Origin of the sequence: Bradyrhizobium sp. Pha-3 (genome assembly GCF_042258615.1) — a bacterium.
Taxonomy (GTDB): Bacteria; Pseudomonadota; Alphaproteobacteria; order Rhizobiales; family Xanthobacteraceae; genus Bradyrhizobium.
Genome location: NZ_CP170152.1, coordinates 867,502 through 886,212, shown reverse-complemented (window position 1 = coordinate 886,212; position 18,711 = coordinate 867,502). Strand labels below are relative to the sequence as shown.

Annotated in this window: 21 protein-coding genes and 1 riboswitch; of the genes, 8 read left to right on the top strand and 13 right to left on the bottom strand. The window is 65.4% G+C overall.

Annotated features, from left to right (window positions below; translation table 11 throughout):
• Genes ACE10Z_RS04170 through cysG form a run of 4 tightly spaced genes read right to left on the bottom strand, consistent with a single transcriptional unit; the run spans position 1 to position 3,951 of the window.
• On the bottom strand, positions 1 to 516 hold the full coding sequence (locus tag ACE10Z_RS04170; protein WP_375786804.1) for a DUF934 domain-containing protein: 516 nt from the start codon (positions 514 to 516) through the stop codon (positions 1 to 3).
• Complete coding sequence (locus ACE10Z_RS04165) at positions 503 to 2,158, bottom strand: nitrite/sulfite reductase (protein ID WP_375786803.1); 1,656 nt, start codon at positions 2,156 to 2,158, stop codon at positions 503 to 505. The genes ACE10Z_RS04170 and ACE10Z_RS04165 overlap by 14 nt, the downstream gene beginning before the upstream one ends.
• A 27-nt stretch (positions 2,159 to 2,185) precedes the next feature.
• Positions 2,186 to 2,503 carry a DUF2849 domain-containing protein gene (locus tag ACE10Z_RS04160; RefSeq protein WP_375786802.1) on the bottom strand — a complete coding sequence of 106 codons (318 nt, stop codon included), beginning with the start codon at positions 2,501 to 2,503 and terminating at the stop codon, positions 2,186 to 2,188.
• Positions 2,500 to 3,951, bottom strand: a complete 1,452-nt coding sequence (gene cysG / locus ACE10Z_RS04155) for a siroheme synthase CysG (protein ID WP_375786801.1) — start codon at positions 3,949 to 3,951, stop codon at positions 2,500 to 2,502. The genes ACE10Z_RS04160 and cysG overlap by 4 nt, the downstream gene beginning before the upstream one ends.
• A 247-nt stretch (positions 3,952 to 4,198) precedes the next feature.
• Here cysG and cysD point away from each other — a divergent pair, with 247 nt between their 5' ends.
• From cysD to ACE10Z_RS04135, 4 genes are all read left to right on the top strand, one after another.
• On the top strand, positions 4,199 to 4,993 hold the full coding sequence (cysD, locus tag ACE10Z_RS04150; protein WP_375786800.1) for a sulfate adenylyltransferase subunit CysD: 795 nt from the start codon (positions 4,199 to 4,201) through the stop codon (positions 4,991 to 4,993).
• Between the two features lie 24 nt (positions 4,994 to 5,017).
• Positions 5,018 to 6,937 (top strand): adenylyl-sulfate kinase, encoded by a 1,920-nt coding sequence (gene cysC / locus ACE10Z_RS04145; protein WP_375786799.1) that lies wholly within the window; start codon positions 5,018 to 5,020, stop codon positions 6,935 to 6,937.
• Positions 6,938 to 7,047: 110 nt separating this feature from the next.
• The gene (locus ACE10Z_RS04140) at positions 7,048 to 7,251 is read left to right on the top strand and encodes a hypothetical protein (RefSeq protein WP_375786798.1); all 204 of its coding nucleotides are present in this window, start codon (positions 7,048 to 7,050) and stop codon (positions 7,249 to 7,251) included.
• 158 nt (positions 7,252 to 7,409) lie between these two features.
• Positions 7,410 to 9,572, top strand: a complete 2,163-nt coding sequence (locus ACE10Z_RS04135; RefSeq protein ID WP_375786797.1) for a malate synthase G — start codon at positions 7,410 to 7,412, stop codon at positions 9,570 to 9,572.
• Positions 9,573 to 10,098: 526 nt separating this feature from the next.
• On the opposite strand, the gene ACE10Z_RS04130 is transcribed toward ACE10Z_RS04135, so the two are convergent.
• The 3 genes from ACE10Z_RS04130 to ACE10Z_RS04120 form a co-directional block, all read right to left on the bottom strand.
• Positions 10,099 to 10,254, bottom strand: coding sequence for a Thivi_2564 family membrane protein (locus ACE10Z_RS04130; protein ID WP_375786796.1), 156 nt, complete (start codon positions 10,252 to 10,254; stop codon positions 10,099 to 10,101).
• A gap of 110 nt (positions 10,255 to 10,364) precedes the next feature.
• A complete protein-coding gene (locus ACE10Z_RS04125; protein ID WP_375786795.1) occupies positions 10,365 to 10,994 on the bottom strand; it encodes a DUF2865 domain-containing protein in 630 nt (209 codons plus the stop codon).
• A 26-nt stretch (positions 10,995 to 11,020) separates the two neighbouring features.
• Positions 11,021 to 11,863, bottom strand: a complete 843-nt coding sequence (locus ACE10Z_RS04120; RefSeq protein WP_375786794.1) for a L,D-transpeptidase — start codon at positions 11,861 to 11,863, stop codon at positions 11,021 to 11,023.
• Between the two features lie 210 nt (positions 11,864 to 12,073).
• Here ACE10Z_RS04120 and ACE10Z_RS04115 point away from each other — a divergent pair, with 210 nt between their 5' ends.
• The 3 genes from ACE10Z_RS04115 (at position 12,074) to ACE10Z_RS04105 (ending at position 14,206) form a co-directional block, all read left to right on the top strand.
• Entirely contained in the window at positions 12,074 to 13,186 is a 1,113-nt protein-coding gene (locus tag ACE10Z_RS04115; protein WP_375786793.1) for an AI-2E family transporter, read from the top strand.
• Positions 13,187 to 13,299: 113 nt separating this feature from the next.
• On the top strand, positions 13,300 to 13,635 hold the full coding sequence (locus ACE10Z_RS04110) for a YqjD family protein (protein WP_375786792.1): 336 nt from the start codon (positions 13,300 to 13,302) through the stop codon (positions 13,633 to 13,635).
• A 118-nt stretch (positions 13,636 to 13,753) separates the two neighbouring features.
• Positions 13,754 to 14,206, top strand: a complete 453-nt coding sequence (locus ACE10Z_RS04105) for a hypothetical protein (RefSeq protein ID WP_375786791.1) — start codon at positions 13,754 to 13,756, stop codon at positions 14,204 to 14,206.
• A 137-nt stretch (positions 14,207 to 14,343) separates the two neighbouring features.
• Here the strand turns inward: ACE10Z_RS04105 and ACE10Z_RS04100 are convergent, their stop codons facing one another.
• Positions 14,344 to 14,736: a hypothetical protein gene (locus tag ACE10Z_RS04100; RefSeq protein WP_375786790.1), complete on the bottom strand. Its 393-nt coding sequence runs from the start codon at positions 14,734 to 14,736 to the stop codon at positions 14,344 to 14,346.
• A 415-nt stretch (positions 14,737 to 15,151) separates the two neighbouring features.
• Here ACE10Z_RS04100 and ACE10Z_RS04095 point away from each other — a divergent pair, with 415 nt between their 5' ends.
• Positions 15,152 to 15,583, top strand: coding sequence for a hypothetical protein (locus ACE10Z_RS04095; protein WP_375786789.1), 432 nt, complete (start codon positions 15,152 to 15,154; stop codon positions 15,581 to 15,583).
• Between the two features lie 67 nt (positions 15,584 to 15,650).
• Here the strand turns inward: ACE10Z_RS04095 and ACE10Z_RS04090 are convergent, their stop codons facing one another.
• The 5 genes from ACE10Z_RS04090 to ACE10Z_RS04070 all read right to left on the bottom strand — a co-directional run bounded on the left by ACE10Z_RS04090 (position 15,651) and on the right by ACE10Z_RS04070 (position 18,529).
• The gene (locus ACE10Z_RS04090; protein ID WP_375786788.1) at positions 15,651 to 16,577 is read right to left on the bottom strand and encodes a DMT family transporter; all 927 of its coding nucleotides are present in this window, start codon (positions 16,575 to 16,577) and stop codon (positions 15,651 to 15,653) included.
• A 78-nt stretch (positions 16,578 to 16,655) separates the two neighbouring features.
• Complete coding sequence (locus tag ACE10Z_RS04085) at positions 16,656 to 17,336, bottom strand: transglutaminase family protein (protein WP_375786787.1); 681 nt, start codon at positions 17,334 to 17,336, stop codon at positions 16,656 to 16,658.
• A 71-nt stretch (positions 17,337 to 17,407) separates the two neighbouring features.
• Entirely contained in the window at positions 17,408 to 17,629 is a 222-nt protein-coding gene (locus ACE10Z_RS04080; protein WP_097673775.1) for a hypothetical protein, read from the bottom strand.
• 343 nt (positions 17,630 to 17,972) lie between these two features.
• Complete coding sequence (crcB, locus tag ACE10Z_RS04075; RefSeq protein ID WP_375786786.1) at positions 17,973 to 18,344, bottom strand: fluoride efflux transporter CrcB; 372 nt, start codon at positions 18,342 to 18,344, stop codon at positions 17,973 to 17,975.
• Between the two features lie 11 nt (positions 18,345 to 18,355).
• Positions 18,356 to 18,529, bottom strand: coding sequence for a hypothetical protein (locus tag ACE10Z_RS04070; protein ID WP_375786785.1), 174 nt, complete (start codon positions 18,527 to 18,529; stop codon positions 18,356 to 18,358).
• A 70-nt stretch (positions 18,530 to 18,599) separates the two neighbouring features.
• Positions 18,600 to 18,660: riboswitch (Fluoride riboswitch) on the bottom strand.
• Positions 18,661 to 18,711 lie beyond the last annotated feature (51 nt).

Sequence of the window (18,711 nt, the reverse complement as noted above, 5' to 3'; positions counted from 1 at the left end):
TCACTGGCCGGCGCTCTCCGAGTGACGCAGCTGCATGCGGCGGTTGAGTGCGGTGACGCGGCCGTCGCCGGTCGGCTGGTAGAACACCGAATAGCGCTTCATGGTCTGCGCGAACGCGTCGGCGTCGGCATCCTTCTTCACCTCGAAAGCGTCGAAGCCGGCGCGCGTCATGAAAACGAACTGGTCGCGCAGGATCTGGCCGGTGGCGCGCAGCTCGCCGTCATAGCCGTAGCGCTCGCGCAGCAGGCGCGCCTGGCTGTAGGCGCGGCCGTCGCGGAAGGTCGGAAACACCAGCGCGACCGAGGCCAGCCGATCGAGATGCGACACCAGTTCGTCGAGGTTGCGGTTGTTCGGCCAGATCACCCCCAGCTTGCCGGGGCGGCGCAGCAGCGCTTCCGGATCGGCGAGAAAGCGCTCGGCGCTCACCAGCACCGCGCCGTCGCCCGGCAGCTCGGCGCCGTCGGCGACATGCACGAACAGATCGGTGGTCAGTCTTCCCTGCTTAACGAGTGGCATAGACGCGCTCCCTGATAGGCTCGACGCCCAGACGCTTCACCGTATCGACGAACAATTCCTCGGGACGGTCGCGCAGCGCGAGATAGGCTTCGACAATGTCTTCGATCACGTCGGCGACTTCCGCATAGGGAACGGCCGGGCCGATCAGAGTACCCAACTGCGCGTTCTCGTCGGCGCGGCCGCCGATCGTGATCTGGTAGAACTCTTCACCGTTCTTCTCGACGCCGAGAATGCCGATGTGGCCGACATGGTGATGGCCGCAGGCATTGATGCAGCCGGAGATGTTGATGTGCAGCCGGCCGATCAGGTCGGCGGTGTCGTGGTTGGCGAAGCGCCGCGTCAGCTCCTGCGCGATCGGGATCGAGCGCGCATTGGCCAGCGAGCAATAATCCAGCCCCGGGCAGGCGATGATGTCGGTCACCAAATTGACGTTCGGCGTCGCGAGGCCGAGGCGGTCGAGCGCCTTGAACAGCACCGGCAGGTCGCGCTTGGCGACGTGCGGCAGCGCCAGGTTCTGCTCGTGGCCGACGCGGATCTCGCCGAACGAATATTTGTCGGCGAGGTCGGCGACCGCGTCCATCTGCTCGGCGGTGGCGTCACCGGGCGGGCCGCCGACCGGCTTCAGCGACAGCGTCACGATCGAATAGCCCTGCACCTTGTGCGGCGCGACCGAGTTCTTGCGCCAGCGCTCGAACAGCTTGTCATGCGCGGCCTGCTTCAGCTCGTCCGGCATGTGCGGCAGCTTTTCGTAGGCCGGGTAGGAGAAGCGCGAGCGGACCTCCTCGATGGCGGTGTGATCGAGCGTCAGCCCGACATCGCCCATCGCCTTACACTCCTCCTCGACTTCCTTGGCGAACTTCTCGATGCCGAGCTCGTGCACCAGGATCTTGATGCGCGCCTTGTAGATGTTGTCGCGGCGGCCGTACTGGTTGTAGACCCGCAGGATCGCCTCGATGTAGCTGAGGATATCGCGGCCGGGGACGAAAGGCTTGATGGTCTTGGCGATGAACGGGGTGCGGCCGAGGCCGCCGCCAACCAGCACCTCGAAGCCGGTCTCGCCGTCGGCGTTCTTGTGCAGGCGCAGCCCGATGTCGTGGATCTTGATCGCCGCGCGGTCGTGTTCGGCGGCGGTGATCGCGATCTTGAACTTGCGCGGCAGGAACGAGAATTCCGGATGCAGCGTGGTGTGCTGTCGGATCAGCTCCGACCAGATGCGCGGATCCTCGATCTCGCCCGGCGCGACGCCGGCCCACTGGTCCGAGGTGACGTTGCGCATGTTGTTGCCGGAGGTCTGCATCGCATGGATGCCGACTTCGGCGAGATCGGCGAGCGCATCGGGCAGCTCGGCGAGCTTGATCCAGTTGAACTGGATGTTCTGCCGTGTGGTGAAGTGGCCATAGCCGCGGTCGTAGCGGCGCGCGACATGGGCGAGCCGGCGCAACTGCTTCGACGACAGCGTGCCGTAGGGGATGGCGACGCGGAACATGTAGGCGTGCAGCTGCAGGTACACGCCGTTCTGCAGGCGCAGGATCTTGAATTCGTCCTCGGTGAGTTCGCCGGAAAGGCGGCGCTTCACCTGGTCGCGGAATTCCGAAACACGCTCGTTGATCAGCGTGCGGTCGAGTTCGTCATAAGCATACATGTTCGATGAGCCTTACGCCGGGGCGCCTTACGCGGGGACCTGGAGATCGATGGTGACGCCCTTGGCGCGGATATGTTCGCGGAGATTGCCCGGCCTGACCTTGCCGCCATCCTTGAGCTCGACCGGCGCGATATAGGGACCGACCGCGCCGACGTCGTCGGCGGTGGCCTCGGCCAGCAGCGCGCGGGCGTCGTCAGAGGTGCTGACGACGGCGGAATCGGCGAGTTCGGTGGACCAGCCTTGCTTGGCGGTTCGGTACACGACGGCGCCATCCCAGGTGCGGTTGGCGGTCACCACCGAGGGGCCGGTGATCCTGATTTTCTTCTGTTCGAGCGGAGAGGTCATTCGGCAGCTTTCAGCAGTTCGGAGAAGATCTGGTTGGAGAACAGTTGGGTGACGTTGGATCGGCTCCAGGGCGCGGAATGCGCGACCACGTCGCCGATGATGAGGACGGCGGGACCGCCATCGACTTGCTTGACCAGCTCCGGCAGCCGCGACAGCGTGCCGACCGCGGCCTTGGCGTCGGGCCGCGTGACGCGCGCGAACACGCCGACCGGCGTCTCCGGCGAGCGGCCCGCGGCGAGCATGCCTTCGCGAATCGCGGGCGCGGCGGTCATGCCCATGTAGACGACGACGGTCATCTTCTTGTCCGTCAGCACCGACCAGTCGACGACCTCGGCATCGCGCGCCTTGTGCGCCGTGAGGAAGGTGATGCGCAGCGCCTCATGCCGGAAGGTCAGCGGCACCTCGAATTGCGCGGCCGCGCCGAGGCCGGCGGAGACACCGGGAATAATGGAGTAAGCAACGCCGGCATCGCGCAGCGCCTCGATCTCCTCGCCGCCGCGGCCGAAGATGAAGGGGTCGCCGCCCTTCAGCCGCACCGCGCGCTGGCCCGCCTGCGCCGCCTCGATCATGAGCCGGTTGATGGCGTCCTGGCCGATGCCGGGCTTGCCGACGCGACGGCCAACCGGGATCCGCGCAGCATCGCGCCGGATGCGGTCGAGAATTTCCGGTGACACCAATTCGTCATAGAACACGACGTCGGCGTCCTGCAGCGCGCGCAGCGCCTTCACGGTCAGCAGATCGGGATCGCCGGGACCAGCGCCGACCAGCGTCACATGACCGACAGCCTTGCCTTCATTATCAGCGCCGGCGAATGCGGCAGGATCGCCGATCGCATTCAGCGCCCGCTCGGCTTCGTCCTGACGGCCCGCCAACACCAGCGCGCCGATCGGGCCGTCGACGATGCGCTCCCAGAAGCGGCGGCGCAGCGGAAACTCTTCAATCCGCGCATGCATCGGTTTGCGGAAGCGGCCGATGAAGCCGGCGAGATCGCCGATCCGCGCCGGCAGCACGGCTTCGATCTTCTCGCGGATGCGCCGCGCCACGACCGGCGACGTGCCGCCGGTTCCGACCGCGACCACGACATCGCCGCGATCGACGATCGCTGGCATGATGAAGGTGGAGTGCACGAGGTCGTCCATCACGTTGACCGGCAGGCCAATCGCCTTGGCGCGCACCGACAACGCAACACCAATGTCACCTGCGCCGGCGCAAAGCACGGCGATGACATCGGAAAGATCGGCCGCCAGCGGATCGCCTTCGGCGCGCTCGATGCGCGCGACATCCTCCGCCGCGATACCCGCGAAATCATAATCACCGTCGGTCGCGTACCAGCGAACCGCGGCGCCGGCGGCTGCGAGCAGCCGCAACTTGGCGCGAACGAGCTCGCCCGCTCCAACGAGCAGCACCTTGCCGCTTTGCAGATCCAGAAACACCGGCAGATATCGCATCAGACACTCGCTTCCCCAATTTGGGGGTTGACTGAAATTATTTTCTATTTATCTCTCGATCAAGCCCAGCAAAGAGAAAATTATTTCTTCTCTATTGCAGCGCAACTTTAGAATTTTCAACTCCACAGGCCAAGGCCAAGAGATGCATCTTCTCGACAACGAATCCGCCGCTGCCGAAACGCGTTCCGCAGTCCTTGGTAAAGCATCTTCCGTGCCGGGAATTTTGGCCCATCAGGCCCCCCCGACCATGGATCATCTCGATGAGCTGGAGGCGCAGAGCATCTACATTCTGCGCGAGGCGTTCGCCCGGCTGAAGAAACTCGCGCTGCTGTGGTCGCTCGGCAAAGACTCCAATGTGATGATCTGGCTGGCGCGCAAGGCGTTCTTCGGCCGCGTCCCGTTCCCGGCGCTGCATGTCGACACCGGCAAGAAGTTTCCGGAGATGTACGCGTTCCGCGATCGCTTCGGCAAGGAATGGGACCTCGACCTGCGCGTCGAGCCCTGCCCGCCGATCGACAGCGTCGACCCGACCCTGCCGCCGGCCGCGCGCTCCGCCGCGCGCAAGACCGAGGGCCTGAAGCTCGCGCTCAATAAATTCGGCTTTGACGGCTTGATCGCCGGCATCCGCCGCGACGAAGAGGCAACGCGCGCCAAGGAGCGCGTGTTCTCGCCGCGCGGCCTCGAAGGCGAATGGGACGTGCGCGACCAGCCGCCGGAATTCTGGGATCACTTCAACGCCTCGCCGCCGCAAGGCGCGCATCTGCGCATCCATCCGATCCTGCATTGGACCGAAGCCGACATCTGGGCCTACACCAAGCGCGAAGGCATTCCGATCATCCCGCTCTATCTCGCCAAGGACGGCAGGCGCTATCGCTCGCTGGGGGATCAGGACATCACCAACCCGGTGGCTTCGACCGCATCCAGCATCGATGAAATCCTGGATGAGCTCGAGAACACCAAGATCCCGGAGCGCGCCGGCCGCGCACTCGATCACGAAACCGAGGATGCGTTCGAGCGACTGCGCGTCGCCGGCTATCTCTGATCCCAGTTTGGCGCGAGTGCTCTGATGAACATGATCCTTCCCACCGCCTCGATCTCGGCGACCCCCAACGGCACCACCCGTCCCCAGGTGCGCATCGTCATCGTCGGCCATGTCGACCACGGCAAGTCCACTTTGGTGGGCCGCCTGCTGCATGAAACCGGCAGCCTGCCGGACGGCAAGCTGGAGATGCTGAAGGCGGTCAGCGCGCGGCGCGGCATGCCGTTCGAATGGTCATTCCTGCTCGACGCGCTGCAGACCGAGCGCGACCAGGGCATCACCATCGACACCACCCAGATCCGCTTCCGCACCCGCTCGCGCGACGTCGTGCTGATCGACGCGCCCGGCCACGCCGAATTTCTCCGCAACATGATCACCGGCGCCTCGCAGGCCGACGGCGCGGTGTTGATCATCGACGCGCTGGAAGGCGTCCGCTCGCAGACGCGGCGGCACGGCTATCTCCTGCATCTGCTCGGCGTGAAGCAGGTCGCGGTCGTCGTCAACAAGATGGACCGGGTCGACTTCAGTGCCGATCGCTTCAAGGAGATCAGCGACGAGATTTCCGCGCATCTGATCGGTCTCGGCGTGACGCCGACCGCTGTGGTCCCGATCTCCGCGCGCGACGGCGACGGCGTTGCCGAACACACGCCGCGGATCGGATGGTACAAGGGACCGACCGTGGTCGAGGCGCTCGATGCGCTCGAGCCGGCACCGCCGCTGGCGAAACTGCCGCTGCGGCTGCCGGTGCAGGCGATCTACAAGTTCGACGATCGCCGCATCGTTGCGGGCCGCATCGAATCCGGCAGCCTGAAGGCCGGCGACGAGATCGTCATCATGCCCACGGGCAAGATCGCCAAGATCAAGACGGTCGAAAGCTGGCCGGTGACGTCGGTCAACGGCCCGCAGGGCGCCGGGCGCTCGGTCGGCATCACACTCGACCGCGAGCTGTTCCTCGAGCGCGGCGACATCATCGGACATAGCGGGCAGAGCCCGCGCGACACCCGCCGCATCCGCGCGCGGATCTTCTGGCTGCACGACAAGCCGCTGACCAAGGGCGAGCAGATCCTGATCCGGCTCGGCACCAAGGAGAGCCGCGCCACCGTGGTCGCGATCGAAAAGGCGATCGATCCCGGCGCGCTGTCCAACGAAGAGAATACCGCGATCGCGCGCAACCATGTCGGCGAGATCGACATCTCGCTGGCGCAGCCGGTTGCGACCGATCCCTACACCGACAATCCGCGTACCGGCCGCCTCGTGATCGAGGTCAACGGGCGAATCGCCGGCGGCGGCCTCGTGCTGTCGGTCGATGCCGGCCGGCCTGCGGTGCCGATCGACATCGTGCCGGTGGAATCCGCGCTGCGGCCGGACGAGCGCTCGGCGCGCTACAATCACAATGGCGCGGTGATCTGGCTGACCGGCCTGCCCGGCTCGGGCAAGTCGACGCTGGCGCGGGCGCTGGAACGGCGCCTGTTCGGCAATGGCGGCTCGCCGATCCTGCTCGATGGCGACACCTTCCGCGCCGGGCTGAACAGCGACCTCGGCTTCTCGCCGCAGGATCGCGCTGAAAACATCCGCCGCCTCGCCGAGGTCGCGACCCATCTGGCGCGCAACGGCCATATCGCCATCGTCGCGGCGGTGTCGCCGTCGACCGCCGACCGCGCGGCGGCTCGCCGCATCGCCGACAGCGCGTTCCGCGAAATCTATGTCGCCACGCCTGCCGAGGTCTGCGAGACCCGCGACCCCAAGGGGCACTACGCCAAGGCGCGCTCCGGCGCGCTGCAGGGCTTCACCGGCATCGGCAACGATTATCAGCCGCCGACCGGCAACGAACTGACCATCGACACTTCGAACCGCTCGGTCAGCGATGCCACCGACGAGATCGAGCGGATGCTGGCCACCACCGGCATCCTGTTCGACGAACTGACCGACCTCGCGGCGAATATCTAGCCTGCACTCGGTGTCATCGCCCGGCTCGACCGGGCGATCCAGTATTCCAGAGACGTCAACGCTTGAGCCGAGAGGCCGCGGCGTACTGGATGCCCCGCTCAAGGCGGGGCATGACGGCGGTGGGAGACAGCGCGGGTCCGGTCTCACCTGGCCTGACGGTGGCCTCGATCTTCCTCGGCATCACCATGGGCGCGGCCGGCGGCGGGCTTGTGCTCGATTTGATGGGCGCGGCGGCCGTGTTCGTGGCAGGCGCAATTCCCTTATTGCTCGCCGCATTGCTGATCGCCACCAAGGTCCGGACCAGGGCGCAGTGACCGCGCTCGCTGCCGGTGCGGCACTGGGGGAAAGGGGGCCTTCTCAGAGCCGTGGCTTTAGGGCTAAAAGAGCCGTGAACGCCGCCCTTTGGCGCGTTTTTTGCTGATTTCTTTCGAAAACAGCCCCTAAACGCCCCATTTCTTTGAGAAAGCCCATCATGACTCGTGTCGATGCCCATGGATTGAAGATCGCCCCTGTCCTGTTCGATTTCATCGCCAACGAGGCGACGCCGAAAACTGGGATCGCGCCTGACGCGTTCTGGGCAGGACTCGCCGCCATCATCCAGAAGCTCGGCCCGAAGAACCGCGAACTGCTCGCGGTCCGCGACGCGCTGCAGGCCAAGATCGACGACTGGCATCGCGCCAACAAGGGCAAGGCGTTCGACCTCAACGCCTACACCGCGTTCCTGAAGGACATCGGCTACCTGCTGCCCGAGCCCGCGACCCACAAGGTCGAGACATCGAATGTCGACGAGGAAATCGGCAATATCTGCGGCCCGCAGCTCGTGGTGCCCCTGACCAACGCCCGCTACGCGCTGAACGCCGCCAACGCGCGCTGGGGTTCGCTGTACGACGCCTTCTACGGCACCGACGCGATCCCGCATGATCCGAGCGAGAGTGGCAAGGGTTACAACAAGGCCCGCGGCGACAAGGTGATCGCGAAGGCGAAGGCGTTCCTCGACGCCGCCGTGCCGCTCGCGACCGGAAGCCACACCGACGTGACGTCTTACGGCGTGATCGCGGGCCAGCTCTCGGTCAAGCTGAAGAGCGGCAATTCGACGGCGCTGAAGAACGGCGCCCAGTTCGCCGGCTATCTGGGCGACGCCGCCCAGCCCACCGCGATCCTGCTCGTCAACAACGGCATGCATGTCGAGGTCAAGATCGACCGCAGCAACGTCATCGGCAAGGACGATCCGGCCGGCGTCGCCGACATGATCCTGGAGTCGGCGGTCTCGACCATTCTCGACATGGAAGATTCGGTCGCCGCCGTCGACGCCGAGGACAAGGTGCTGGTCTATCGCAACACGCTCGGCCTGATGAACGGCACGCTGTCGGCCGATTTCGACAAGGGCGGCAAGACGCTGACGCGCTCGCTCAATGCCGACCGCGTCTACAAGAAGCCCGACGGCAGCGAGCTGAAGCTGCACGGCCGCAGCCTGCTCTTGATGCGCAATGTCGGCCACCACATGTTCACCGACGCGGTGCTTGACGCCAAGGGCGAGGAAATCCCCGAAGGCCTGCTTGACGCCGCGGTGGCCGGCCTGCTCGCAATCCACGACCTCAAGGGCAATTCAAAGGTCAAGAACAGCCGCACCGGCTCGGCCTATATCGTGAAGCCGAAGATGCACGGCCCCGACGAGGTGACGCTGACCTGCGACCTGTTCGCCGAGGTCGAGAAGATGCTCGGCCTGCCGGAGAACACGCTGAAGGTCGGCATCATGGACGAGGAGCGCCGCACCACGGTCAACCTCAAGGCCTGCATTCAGCGCGCCTCCAAGCGCATCATGTTCATCAACACCGGCTTCCTCGACCGCACCGGCGACGAGATCCACACCTCGATGGAAGCAGGTCCAATGATCCGCAAGAACGACATGAAGGCGCAGCCGTGGATCAAGGCCTATGAGGACTGGAACGTCGACAACGGCCTGATCGACGGCCTGCCCGGCCACGCCCAGATCGGCAAGGGCATGTGGGCGGCGCCCGACAAGATGGCCGACATGCTGGCGCAGAAGATCGGCCACCCGCAGGCCGGCGCCACCACCGCCTGGGTGCCGTCGCCGACCGCGGCGACGCTGCATGCGCTGCACTATCACCAGGTCAACGTGATCGCCCGCCAGCAGGAGCTGACCAAGGGCGGGCCGCGCGCAAAACTCTCCGACATCCTCACCATTCCGGTGTCGCAGTCGAACTGGGCGCCGGACGACGTGAAGCAGGAGATCGACAACAACTGCCAGGGCATCCTGGGTTACGTCGTGCGCTGGATCGACCAGGGCGTCGGCTGCTCCAAGGTGCCCGACATCCACGACGTCGGTCTGATGGAAGACCGCGCCACGCTGCGCATCTCGAGCCAGCATCTGGCGAACTGGCTGCATCAGGGCGTCATCACCAGGGATCAGGTGATGGAATCGCTGAAGCGCATGGCCGTCGTCGTCGACAAGCAGAACGCCGGCGATGCCCTCTACAAGCCGATGGCGCCGGCGTTCGACGGCGTCGCCTTCAAGGCGGCCTGCGACCTCGTGTTCGAAGGACGTACGCAGCCGAACGGCTACACCGAATACATCCTCACCGCGCGCCGCCGCGAGGCCAAGGCCGCAGGCTGATCCGCGAGCAATCGCAACGACAAGCAAAAGCCCCGGCGATGAGCCGGGGCTTTTTTGCGGGCACGTGAGCCCGCCGTCACAGGGGCGCACTGCCAAAATATCGAAAACAACCCCATGCACAGTAGCCGGCCGGCGGATACGGCAACTTGACTCGTCGGGCAACTCAGCGGCAGTCTTCTATTATTCCGAAATCACGCATGCGCCCCTCGCAGGGTCATCACCGCGCATGCATGCGTGGATGATGGCACCGGGAAGCTGTTTGACAACTTGAACGCGACCCACCCTCATCGTCGTCCCTGCGAAAGCAGGGACCCATACTCCGCGGCGGGTGTCGTGAATGAGACTCGTCGTTCCAGCACTCGCCCAACAATGGCCATCGGTGGTTATGGGTCCCTGCTTTCGCAGGGACGACGCCGTGGCGCGATTCCGAGCAAGTTCGGTGTCATCACCCGCGCAGGCGGGTGATCCAGTATTCCAGAGAGCGCAGTGCTTGAATCGAGGAGCCGCGCGTACTGGCTATCGCGTTCTAGAACACCGCCAAATACTTCAGCAGCGAGACGATGCCGATGATGATGACGACGACGCGCGCGATCTGCTTGGCGCGGCCGTCGAGCGGCAGCATGTTGATGAGATAAAGAACGAGAATAATGACAAGGAAAGTGACGAGTACGCCGACGATCATGCGGGGCCCCCTGATGGCATCGGTGAATGTGGTGTTCGCGCTGGGCTAACGTGCGACAGGAAGGTCGGTTCCGACCGGGAACCGATGTCGGCATTATCTGATGAGCCGCGCTATTCGCGCGCCAGCACCGGCGCACGCTGATACTTGGCGCGGATGCGATCCGGCGCCGGCGTGAAGTTGAGAGATGCCCCGCGCCGGTCCGGGCGGCCGACCGACATCAAGCCGTCCTTGCCGGCGACGATGTCGCCCTTGCGCAGGGTCGGATCGTCCTCGATCTTCACCGCGGCGAGCCCGACAGGGTCCTTGCCGTTGCAGGTGCACCCCGAAACGATCTCGTCGCGATAGCGGAATGCGTTCGGCAGCTCGGAATACGGCTTGCCGTCGTCCGTTGCAGCGTTGTCGATATTGCCGCCATAGACCACTTCGGTCGCGCTCGCCGGGCAGAAGCTGTTGCAGCTTTCCGCCTTGCTCTGGTTGCCGGTCGCAGCCAGCGGGAAATAGCGGCCGTCGCAGGTGCGCACGCAATAGGCCTGGCCGACATCATAGCGCGCGCGACGCTCGGCCCGCGGCACAGGCGCCGGCCCGTCATCGAACGGCATCCGGATCACCGGCGGGCGGCCCTGCATGAAGCCGCCGAACAGCTGCGAGAAGAAATCCTGGGCTTGCGCAGCGGGCGCAAGGGACAGGCCGAGCAATGCCGCCGTCCCGAACGCCCACCGCCTAACGTGCCGCTTCGCCATCACCGACCTCAGTATGATGCAAATCTTCAGTACAACGGGGAAGCCGCCGGGATGTTCATCGCCTGACGGCCGGAAGGCAGCGTCATCACGGCAGGACGCGGCTGCACCGGCACCGGCCGGACCGAGATCTGCGTCGTGGGCGGGCCGAGCTCGCGCGCGGCGAGATGCGGTGCGTTCTTCGGCAGCACCACCACCTTGGTGCCGACATCGACCCGGCTGAACAGGTCGGAGACGTCCTCGTTGGTGAGGCGGATGCAGCCCGACGACACGAACTTGCCGATCGTCGAGGGATCGTTGGTGCCGTGGATGCGGTACTCGCTGGAGCCGAGATACATCGCGCGGGCGCCGAGCGGATTGCCCGGGCCGCCGGCCATGAAGCGCGGCAGATAAGGCTGGCGCTTGATCATCTCGGCCGGCGGATGCCAGTCCGGCCACTCGGCCTTGCGGCTGATGGTCTGGGTACCCGCCCAGGTGAACCCTTCGCGGCCGACGCCGACGCCGTAGCGGATCGCCCGGCCGCCGCCGAGCACGTAATAGAGCGCGGTGTTGCCGGTATCGATGATGACGGTGCCGGGCGCCTCTGACGTGTTGAGCGCGACGGTGGTGCGGCGCAGCCGCTCCGGCAGCGCGCCGTCCCCGGTGGCCCCGGCCGAAGGATCGTTCATCACCTCGTCGGAGGGGAATCCGCCCGGATGGGTCGACGCATAGCCGAGCGCAGACGAGCGGACTTGAGCGCTGACTTGGGCGCTGGCCGAATTGGCGACAATGAATGGCGTCGCGAGCAGGACGGTGGCGAAGGCAAGATTGCGGGCAAGGGTGCGCGCGGCGCGCGACGCAAGCCGGCGGCTGGAGAGAGACTGCTGTGTCATGTGCTGCCCCTGGACGGGATGCGCATCATGGTGATGCGATGCCCAACCAACGCGCGTGATCGCCGAAGAGTTCCGCTGCGAATCGTCGCGAAGTCGCGATTGTCAACCCGCCGCGCCTCACGAGCGCGCGATGGAACCTTTGCCAGGGCAACGCCGTTGTCACGCGCAATTTGACGCGAAATTCATTTGTCCCCATTCGGGAGGAGTCTGGTGCGCGCCTTTCCGGGTGAACGTATGCTTGGCAACGCGCCCGAAGGCACGCCCCTCCCCGACAGCAAAGCCGAAACGCCGCCGGTGATCAGCCGCGCCGAGGTCGTCGCCTTCGCGCTGGTCGCGCTGCTGGTGATCGTCGTGGCGGCGGTGCTCTATCTGGCGCGCGCCGTCTTCCTTCCGATCACCATGGCCTTCATCGTCGGCACCATGCTGTCGCCCGCGGCGAGCCTGCTCGAGCGCTACCGGATCCCGCGCGCGCTCGGCGCGGTGCTGATCGTGATCGCGGTCGGCGCCGCGGTCAGCTTCATGGTCGGACTGATCGCCTCGCCGGTCATGGAATGGAGCTCGCGGCTGCCCGAGCTCGGCGCGATCCTGAAGGAGAAGCTGCATGTGTTCGACCGGCCGCTCGCGCTGTGGCAGGAATTGCAGAGCATGGTCGGCGCCCCCGATACGCTCGCCAACCTCCAGCTCCCGAAATTCGAATGGGTGCAGCCGACGCTGGAATTCGTGTCACCGACCTTCGCCGAATTCCTGCTGTTCATCGCGACCCTGATCCTGTTCATCGCGAGCTGGAAGGATCTGCGCCGCGCCTTGGTGATGACCTTCAGCGACCGCGCGGCGCGGCTGCGCACGCTGCGCATCCTCAACGAGCTCGAGGCCCATCTCGGCAATTATCTGCTGACCGTCACCATGATCAATGCTGGCGTCGGCATCGTCACCGGTGCGATCTGCGCGGCGACGGGCACGCCCAACGCGGCCGGGCTCGGCGCGCTCGCCGCGACACTGAACTTCATTCCGATCATCGGCCCGGTCGCGATGTTCGTGGTGCTGGTCGCGGTCGGCATCGTCTCCTCGCCGACCATCGGCGCGGGGCTGATCGCGCCGGCATGCTTTGCCGTCGTGACCTTCATGGAAGGACATTTCGTGACGCCGACGATCGTCGGCCGCAGGCTGTCGCTGAATGCGCTCGCGGTCTTTCTCGCGCTCGCATTCTGGACCTGGCTGTGGGGCCCGATGGGCGCCTTCCTGTCGTCACCGCTGCTGATCGTGGCGTTGATCGTGAAAGAGCACTTGATGCCGGTCAATTCGCCGCAGCTGCCTGAGGACTAACCTCGGTTTCGCATCTGGAACCTTTGCATGGTGCGAAGCGTTTTTCTCCGGACACGCACGTGCTCCGGGAGCTTTCGGTGTCGAGCACGGACAGCGCATTTGGGATCAGGAACATGACGGATAACGCGACCTACGAACGCCTCGAAAAGGATGTCACCGCCGTGAAGAACGATATCGCAGCCCTCACCGAACAGATCACCGACGCGCTCAACTCGTTTGCCAACAACGCAGGCAAGCAGGCCCGCCGCCGCTACAAGGATGCGCGCGCCAACGCCGAATCGACGCTCGACGACATGTCGGAGCGCGGCAGCGCGATGATGGGCGCAGCGCAGGATGCGGCATCCTCGATCGAGGAATCGCTGGAAGAGGTGATCACGCAGCGGCCGCTGGCGACCGTCGGCCTTGCGCTCGGCCTCGGCTTCTTGATCGGCGTCACCTGGCGGCGGTAGGTCATGCGCAAACCACCGTTCTGGACGCGATGGCAGCGCTGGCGCGCCGCCACCGCGTTCGTCGATGCGCTATTCAAGGCAAGATCCAGGGCAAGGCTTTTCAGGACAAGGCTGGTCAATGTTTCAGCGGCTGATCGATGACGTCAAGCAATCCACCGGCAGCGCGCTGCGGCTGACATCGCTCGCGGCCGCCGCCGCGGTGGCGCTGTTCATCACCATCGCCTTCCTGTGCGCGGCCGCCTTCGTCTACGTGCTGCAGCACTATGGTCCGGTGGAGGCATGCCTGTCCGGCGCTGCGGTGTTCCTCGTCGTCACGCTGATCGCCGTCGGCGTCTACATGGCACGCAAGCGCGAGATGCAGAGGCGCGCCGAGAAGGCGGCAAAGGCCGCGAAATCTGCCGCGGCAACAATGTTGGCCGACCCCGCATTGATCGCCACCGGCCTGCAGATCGTCCGCGCCATCGGCGTGAAGCGGCTGATCCCGATCCTGGCGGTCGGCGGCCTCGCGCTCGGCCTGATGGCAAGCCGCAGCGCCGCCGGCAGCAGCAGCGAGCCGGACGAAGCGGAATAGCCACCAACAAGCACTACTGTCATCGCCCGGCTTGACCGGGCGATCCAGTACGCCGAGGCTCATCGGCTCAACAATGACTGTCTCTGGAATACTGGATCGCCCGGTCAAGCCGGGCGATGACACCGTTCAAGGGGTGCTCAGGTCACGCAGCGGCCGGGCTGCAGCAGCTTGGCCACTTCGGTCAGGACGCTGACCACGGGCTCGCAAGCCACCTTGCGGGTGTCGCCGGGCCGCGCACGCGCCGGCGCTGCGGGGTGATTGCGGGCCTCTTCCCGCGCCGCGGGAACACGGACCAGGACCGACGTATCGGGAAGCCGATCGACCTTCAGCGCAACCGTGCGGCTCGGCAGGCCGGTGATCGGAACCGCGGCACGGTCGGTCTTGGCGGCGCGATTGACCGCGCTCTCCGGCGCCAGGGCGGTGGTGACCTGCTGTCCGCCAATGAGATCGTGACCGGATGCGAGCTGGACCGCGCCAAGCGTCAGTCCAGCCGCCAACGCAGCGAAAATTCCCTTTTGAATCTTTGACATGGTGATGTCCCTCGCCCCATGGAAATTCCCGTTGGCGATCACGGACACAACGCGAGCGAAACCTGTGGGGTTCTCGCGTCCGGCCATCACTTAACCGTGTACGAAAAAATTTTGATTCGCGCGGAACGAGTCCGGGGGTCTGCGAGTCATTGGAAGAGCCGGTTATTCCCCCTGCCCCATTGACCGGCGACGTAGGGCGCGACCGTGGTGATGCCGGTCGCGCCCTGCTCTTTTTTTGGCCGTGCCGCGAACGATGCGTCAGCCAGCCTGTCACTCACCTCTCGCGTTGGAAGTCACGCACAAAGGAATGATCCTCTCGCGCGCGAGAGGATCATATGCTTCAGGCATTGTCGCTTGATGGCATGTCCTGGGATCGAACGACCGTCACTTCACGGCATGACGCGCAACGACCGACATGAAACTTGATTCCGGTCGTCTGATCGTCGACGAGCATCAATTCGCTCAAGGGCTCGCCGCATTTGCAAGTGACCGTTTTCTGATCGGAAAAATACATCGGACGTCCTCCATAAGCCTGGAGATTTCATCGCGTCATTGGTGCGAGTTCGCTTGTGCCGTGCTGGCCCCCTCGCTCTCGTTCCTTCTCGGTCTGTCAGATCCGGACAATCCGGTCGGTGGGTGTGGCTCCCGGCGCTTATTTTGCAGCGGATTGCTTCCGCGACTGCGCGGCTTCACGCGCCTGCCGCTCGGCCTTGAGGCGGTGGAAGTTGTCGTAGAACGCCTTCTCGTGGGCGAGGTGCTCCTTCATCGCCTGCGACGCGTCTTGCTGGCGCTGCTCATTACGAACCTTGCGCTGCTGGGGAGTAAGATTCATACGACCTCCAACTAAGTTCTTGAATCAACGCTGGATTCAACGCACGAGACCAGAAAAGGTTCCACTCCGGAAGGAGCTGGATCTATTTGCGGAGGCTCGCCCAGACGCCGCCGAGGATCAGCAAGCCGCCCATCAGGTGGATCAGCTTCGGCGGCTCGCCAAGGATGACCCAGGACAGCAGCGCGCTCGCAATCGGCGCGACGTAGAGCACGAGCGAGGTCCGCACCGATCCGAACCTTGCGCCGAGCCAGGCGAAGCCGGCATAGGCGATCAGGCCCGGGACGAGGCCGGCGAAGACATAGGCTTCGAACGCCCGGGCGTTGAAGACCGCAGCCGGCGTCGCCCACATCTCCTGGAGCGCCGGCGGCAGCGAGCACAACGCGCCGGCAGCCGAGAACAGGCTGACCCGCGCCAGCAGCGAGGCGCGCGGTGCGACGCGCGATTGCACCAGCGTGTAGCCGGACCAACCGAGCATCGCGCACACCACCAAGAGATCGCCCCATGCCGCGCTCGATTGCGTCAGGTTTTCCAGATGGCCGCCCGAGACGATCAACAGCGCACCGGCGAGCGCCAGCGCCGTGCCCAGCCATTGCAGCGGACCGATATGCTCGATGCCGAGCGCGGCCGAGATCAAGAGCACCATGATCGGCGATAGCGCGAAGATCAGCGCGATATGGATCGCGGTAGTCGTGATGCCCGCGATGTAGACCGGCCCGCCGCACAGGAACATGCCGAGGAAGCCCGCCGCGAGGATCGGCCAGAAATTCTGCGCCAGCGGGATCTTGCCGTCCCTGATCGCCGCGATCGCGAACGGCGCAAGCCCAATGGCGATGATGCTCCAGCGGAAGAAGGCCAGCGAGAACGGCGGCACCGAGCCGGCAAGGCCGCGCGCCAGCACCTGGTTGGAGGCCTGCCCGACCGCGACCAGGATAAAGCCGGTCAGCGCGACCGCGTCCTCCCAGCCCGTGGCCGGGCGGCCGACCTGACCTTTCGGCAGCTCCGCATCCATGACAGCGCCCCCTCAGCCGGCGCACGCTCACCCGAAACGGCTTCCGTCAGCGCGCCGCTTGCCGCAGCACGCCGCCCGCTATTGCTCCGCCGCCTCGCGCTCCATGTCGCGGCCGGTCATGTCCTCGCCCTGCATGTTGGCGTATTCGCGCGCCATCTCGCGCATCAGGAATTTGGCGGGGACGTCGTGATAGACGCCGTGGTCGTTGACGTATTGCATGTAGGCGCGCCCCGCGCCGTCGAACGGATGCAGCAGCGCATCCGAGTGGCCGTCGAAATCGAGCGGCTTGACGCCGAGCTTGGCGCACAGTGTATCGTTGAAGGTCGGGGTCGCCTTGCGCCAGGCGCCGTCGACGAACACTTCGGTGAAGCCGTGCCAGGTGAACAGGTCCGAGCCCATGCTCTGGCGCAGCTTCTCGGTGGTGAGATGGTTGCGGACGTCGGCAAAGCCGACCCGGGCCGGGATGCCGTGGACCCGGCAGGCCGCGGCATAGAGCGCCGCCTTGCCGACGCAGTAGCCATTGCCGGCGGCGAGCACGCTCGAGGCCCGGTAGCTCTCGGGCGAGCGCATGCTGACATAGGGGTTGTAGCGGATGCCGTCGCGCACCGCGGTATAGAGCCGGCTCGCTTTGTCGCGCGCGCTGGCGTCGGCTGGGACGGCGGCGCGGGCGAACGCATCGACGGCGGGATGGTCGCTGTCGACGTATTCGCCGGGGTCGGTGTAGAGGCGGCTGATCGTATCGGGGAGGTGCTCGGTCATGGCACGAGCTTAACAAGCCATCGACGCAGTTCAATGCAGCAAGTGCAACCCGTCTTGCAGACCTGTTGCGCTTAGTTCTCGAAGTGTTCGTCCAACCGCGGTGGCGGGTAGCTGCGCCGCTTCGCCTTGAAATATTCGCGTGCGAAATGGATGCCGATCCCGATCAGGAACGGCGGGGCGAGTGCGGCGGCGATCATCAGCGCGGTGATCGACTTCGGCGTAAGGATGTCCAGCACCATCGACGCCAGCAGCCACAGCGTGGCAGCAATCACCGCGACGTCGACGTGCTTCATCCCCCAGTCTCTCCCTTGGTCCCTGACCTCGATCCGGGTTCCATCCTACCGGCTGGTCCCGGGCGCGCCAAGGATTCCGGCGGCAGGCGATACCTCCAGCCCTTCACTTTTTTGGAACGGCGCCCGCGCGGACCAGACGACGAACCGGCACGCACCGGTCGCCATCCCACTGATCAGTGCTTGGCGCGACTAGCATACCCGTCCGTCTATTCGACCCGTCATCCTGAGGAGCCGCGCAGCGGCGTCTCGAAGGGTCGACGGCCACCAGCCGGGCCGTGCATCCTTCGAGACGCGCGTTCCGCGCTCCTCAGGATGACGGGAAGGGTGGGCGCGTAGCTGACAATTAACTCGCGAGCGCCCGCACCAGCAGCAGGCCGCCGAACAGCGCGAGAATCGAGAGCGCGACGGAGGCCGCGATGTAGGCAGCGGCAGGCCAGACCTCGCCCCGCTGCATCAGCACGATCGCATCGAGCGAAAAGGTCGAGAAGGTGGTGAAGCCGCCGCAGATGCCGACGGTGAGAAAGACCCGGACCGCCTGGCTGACATTCCAGCTCAGCGCGAAGGACTCCGCGAAGACGCCGATCAGGAACGAGCCCACAATATTGATCACCAGCGTGCTCCAGGGAAATTCGGTGCCGACCAGGCGCCCCGCGCCGATCGCCACCAGGTAGCGCGCGACCGATCCCAGCGAACCGCCGATCGCGACCGCCGCCAACAATTGAACGTTCAATGTTCCACCTTTCCGGCTCGCCACTCGGCAAAACCCGCCAGCAACCCAACAACGAAGGTCGCGGCGACCAGCTCGCCCGGGGCGCCGACCAACAGGGCGACGACACCGACGAGCCAGATCGACCCGACCAGCGACAATGCGATTGAGAGTGAACCAGGAAGACCCATCATGCTCTGCCCCTTCTCGTTCGCGGGGCGCGCAGCGGGTCGGCGGTGGCGCATGCTCCTACCGACGCTGTCGCGCCCGGTAGGAGTCATCAGCCTTGCGGCGGTTATCGGGGGACTCCATCCCCATCAACGAGAGGGATGCTACGGTGCGTGGCGAATACGGGCAAGCCGATTTCGCAGGCAGA

Coding starts and splice junctions, on each gene's coding strand:
- cysD (WP_375786800.1), top strand. CDS start 4,199: ATGGATCATCTCGATGAGCTGGAGGCGCAGAGCATCTACATTCTGCGC.
- ACE10Z_RS04100 (WP_375786790.1), bottom strand. CDS start 14,736: ATGTCAAAGATTCAAAAGGGAATTTTCGCTGCGTTGGCGGCTGGACTG.
- ACE10Z_RS04090 (WP_375786788.1), bottom strand. CDS start 16,577: ATGGATGCGGAGCTGCCGAAAGGTCAGGTCGGCCGCCCGGCCACGGGC.
- ACE10Z_RS04125 (WP_375786795.1), bottom strand. CDS start 10,994: ATGGCGAAGCGGCACGTTAGGCGGTGGGCGTTCGGGACGGCGGCATTG.
- ACE10Z_RS04095 (WP_375786789.1), top strand. CDS start 15,152: ATGAAACTTGATTCCGGTCGTCTGATCGTCGACGAGCATCAATTCGCT.
- ACE10Z_RS04085 (WP_375786787.1), bottom strand. CDS start 17,336: ATGACCGAGCACCTCCCCGATACGATCAGCCGCCTCTACACCGACCCC.
- ACE10Z_RS04140 (WP_375786798.1), top strand. CDS start 7,048: ATGACGGCGGTGGGAGACAGCGCGGGTCCGGTCTCACCTGGCCTGACG.
- ACE10Z_RS04080 (WP_097673775.1), bottom strand. CDS start 17,629: ATGAAGCACGTCGACGTCGCGGTGATTGCTGCCACGCTGTGGCTGCTG.
- ACE10Z_RS04130 (WP_375786796.1), bottom strand. CDS start 10,254: ATGATCGTCGGCGTACTCGTCACTTTCCTTGTCATTATTCTCGTTCTT.
- ACE10Z_RS04120 (WP_375786794.1), bottom strand. CDS start 11,863: ATGACACAGCAGTCTCTCTCCAGCCGCCGGCTTGCGTCGCGCGCCGCG.
- cysG (WP_375786801.1), bottom strand. CDS start 3,951: ATGCGATATCTGCCGGTGTTTCTGGATCTGCAAAGCGGCAAGGTGCTG.
- ACE10Z_RS04165 (WP_375786803.1), bottom strand. CDS start 2,158: ATGTATGCTTATGACGAACTCGACCGCACGCTGATCAACGAGCGTGTT.
- ACE10Z_RS04110 (WP_375786792.1), top strand. CDS start 13,300: ATGACGGATAACGCGACCTACGAACGCCTCGAAAAGGATGTCACCGCC.
- ACE10Z_RS04135 (WP_375786797.1), top strand. CDS start 7,410: ATGACTCGTGTCGATGCCCATGGATTGAAGATCGCCCCTGTCCTGTTC.
- cysC (WP_375786799.1), top strand. CDS start 5,018: ATGAACATGATCCTTCCCACCGCCTCGATCTCGGCGACCCCCAACGGC.
- ACE10Z_RS04170 (WP_375786804.1), bottom strand. CDS start 516: ATGCCACTCGTTAAGCAGGGAAGACTGACCACCGATCTGTTCGTGCAT.
- ACE10Z_RS04105 (WP_375786791.1), top strand. CDS start 13,754: ATGTTTCAGCGGCTGATCGATGACGTCAAGCAATCCACCGGCAGCGCG.
- ACE10Z_RS04160 (WP_375786802.1), bottom strand. CDS start 2,503: ATGACCTCTCCGCTCGAACAGAAGAAAATCAGGATCACCGGCCCCTCG.
- ACE10Z_RS04070 (WP_375786785.1), bottom strand. CDS start 18,529: ATGATGGGTCTTCCTGGTTCACTCTCAATCGCATTGTCGCTGGTCGGG.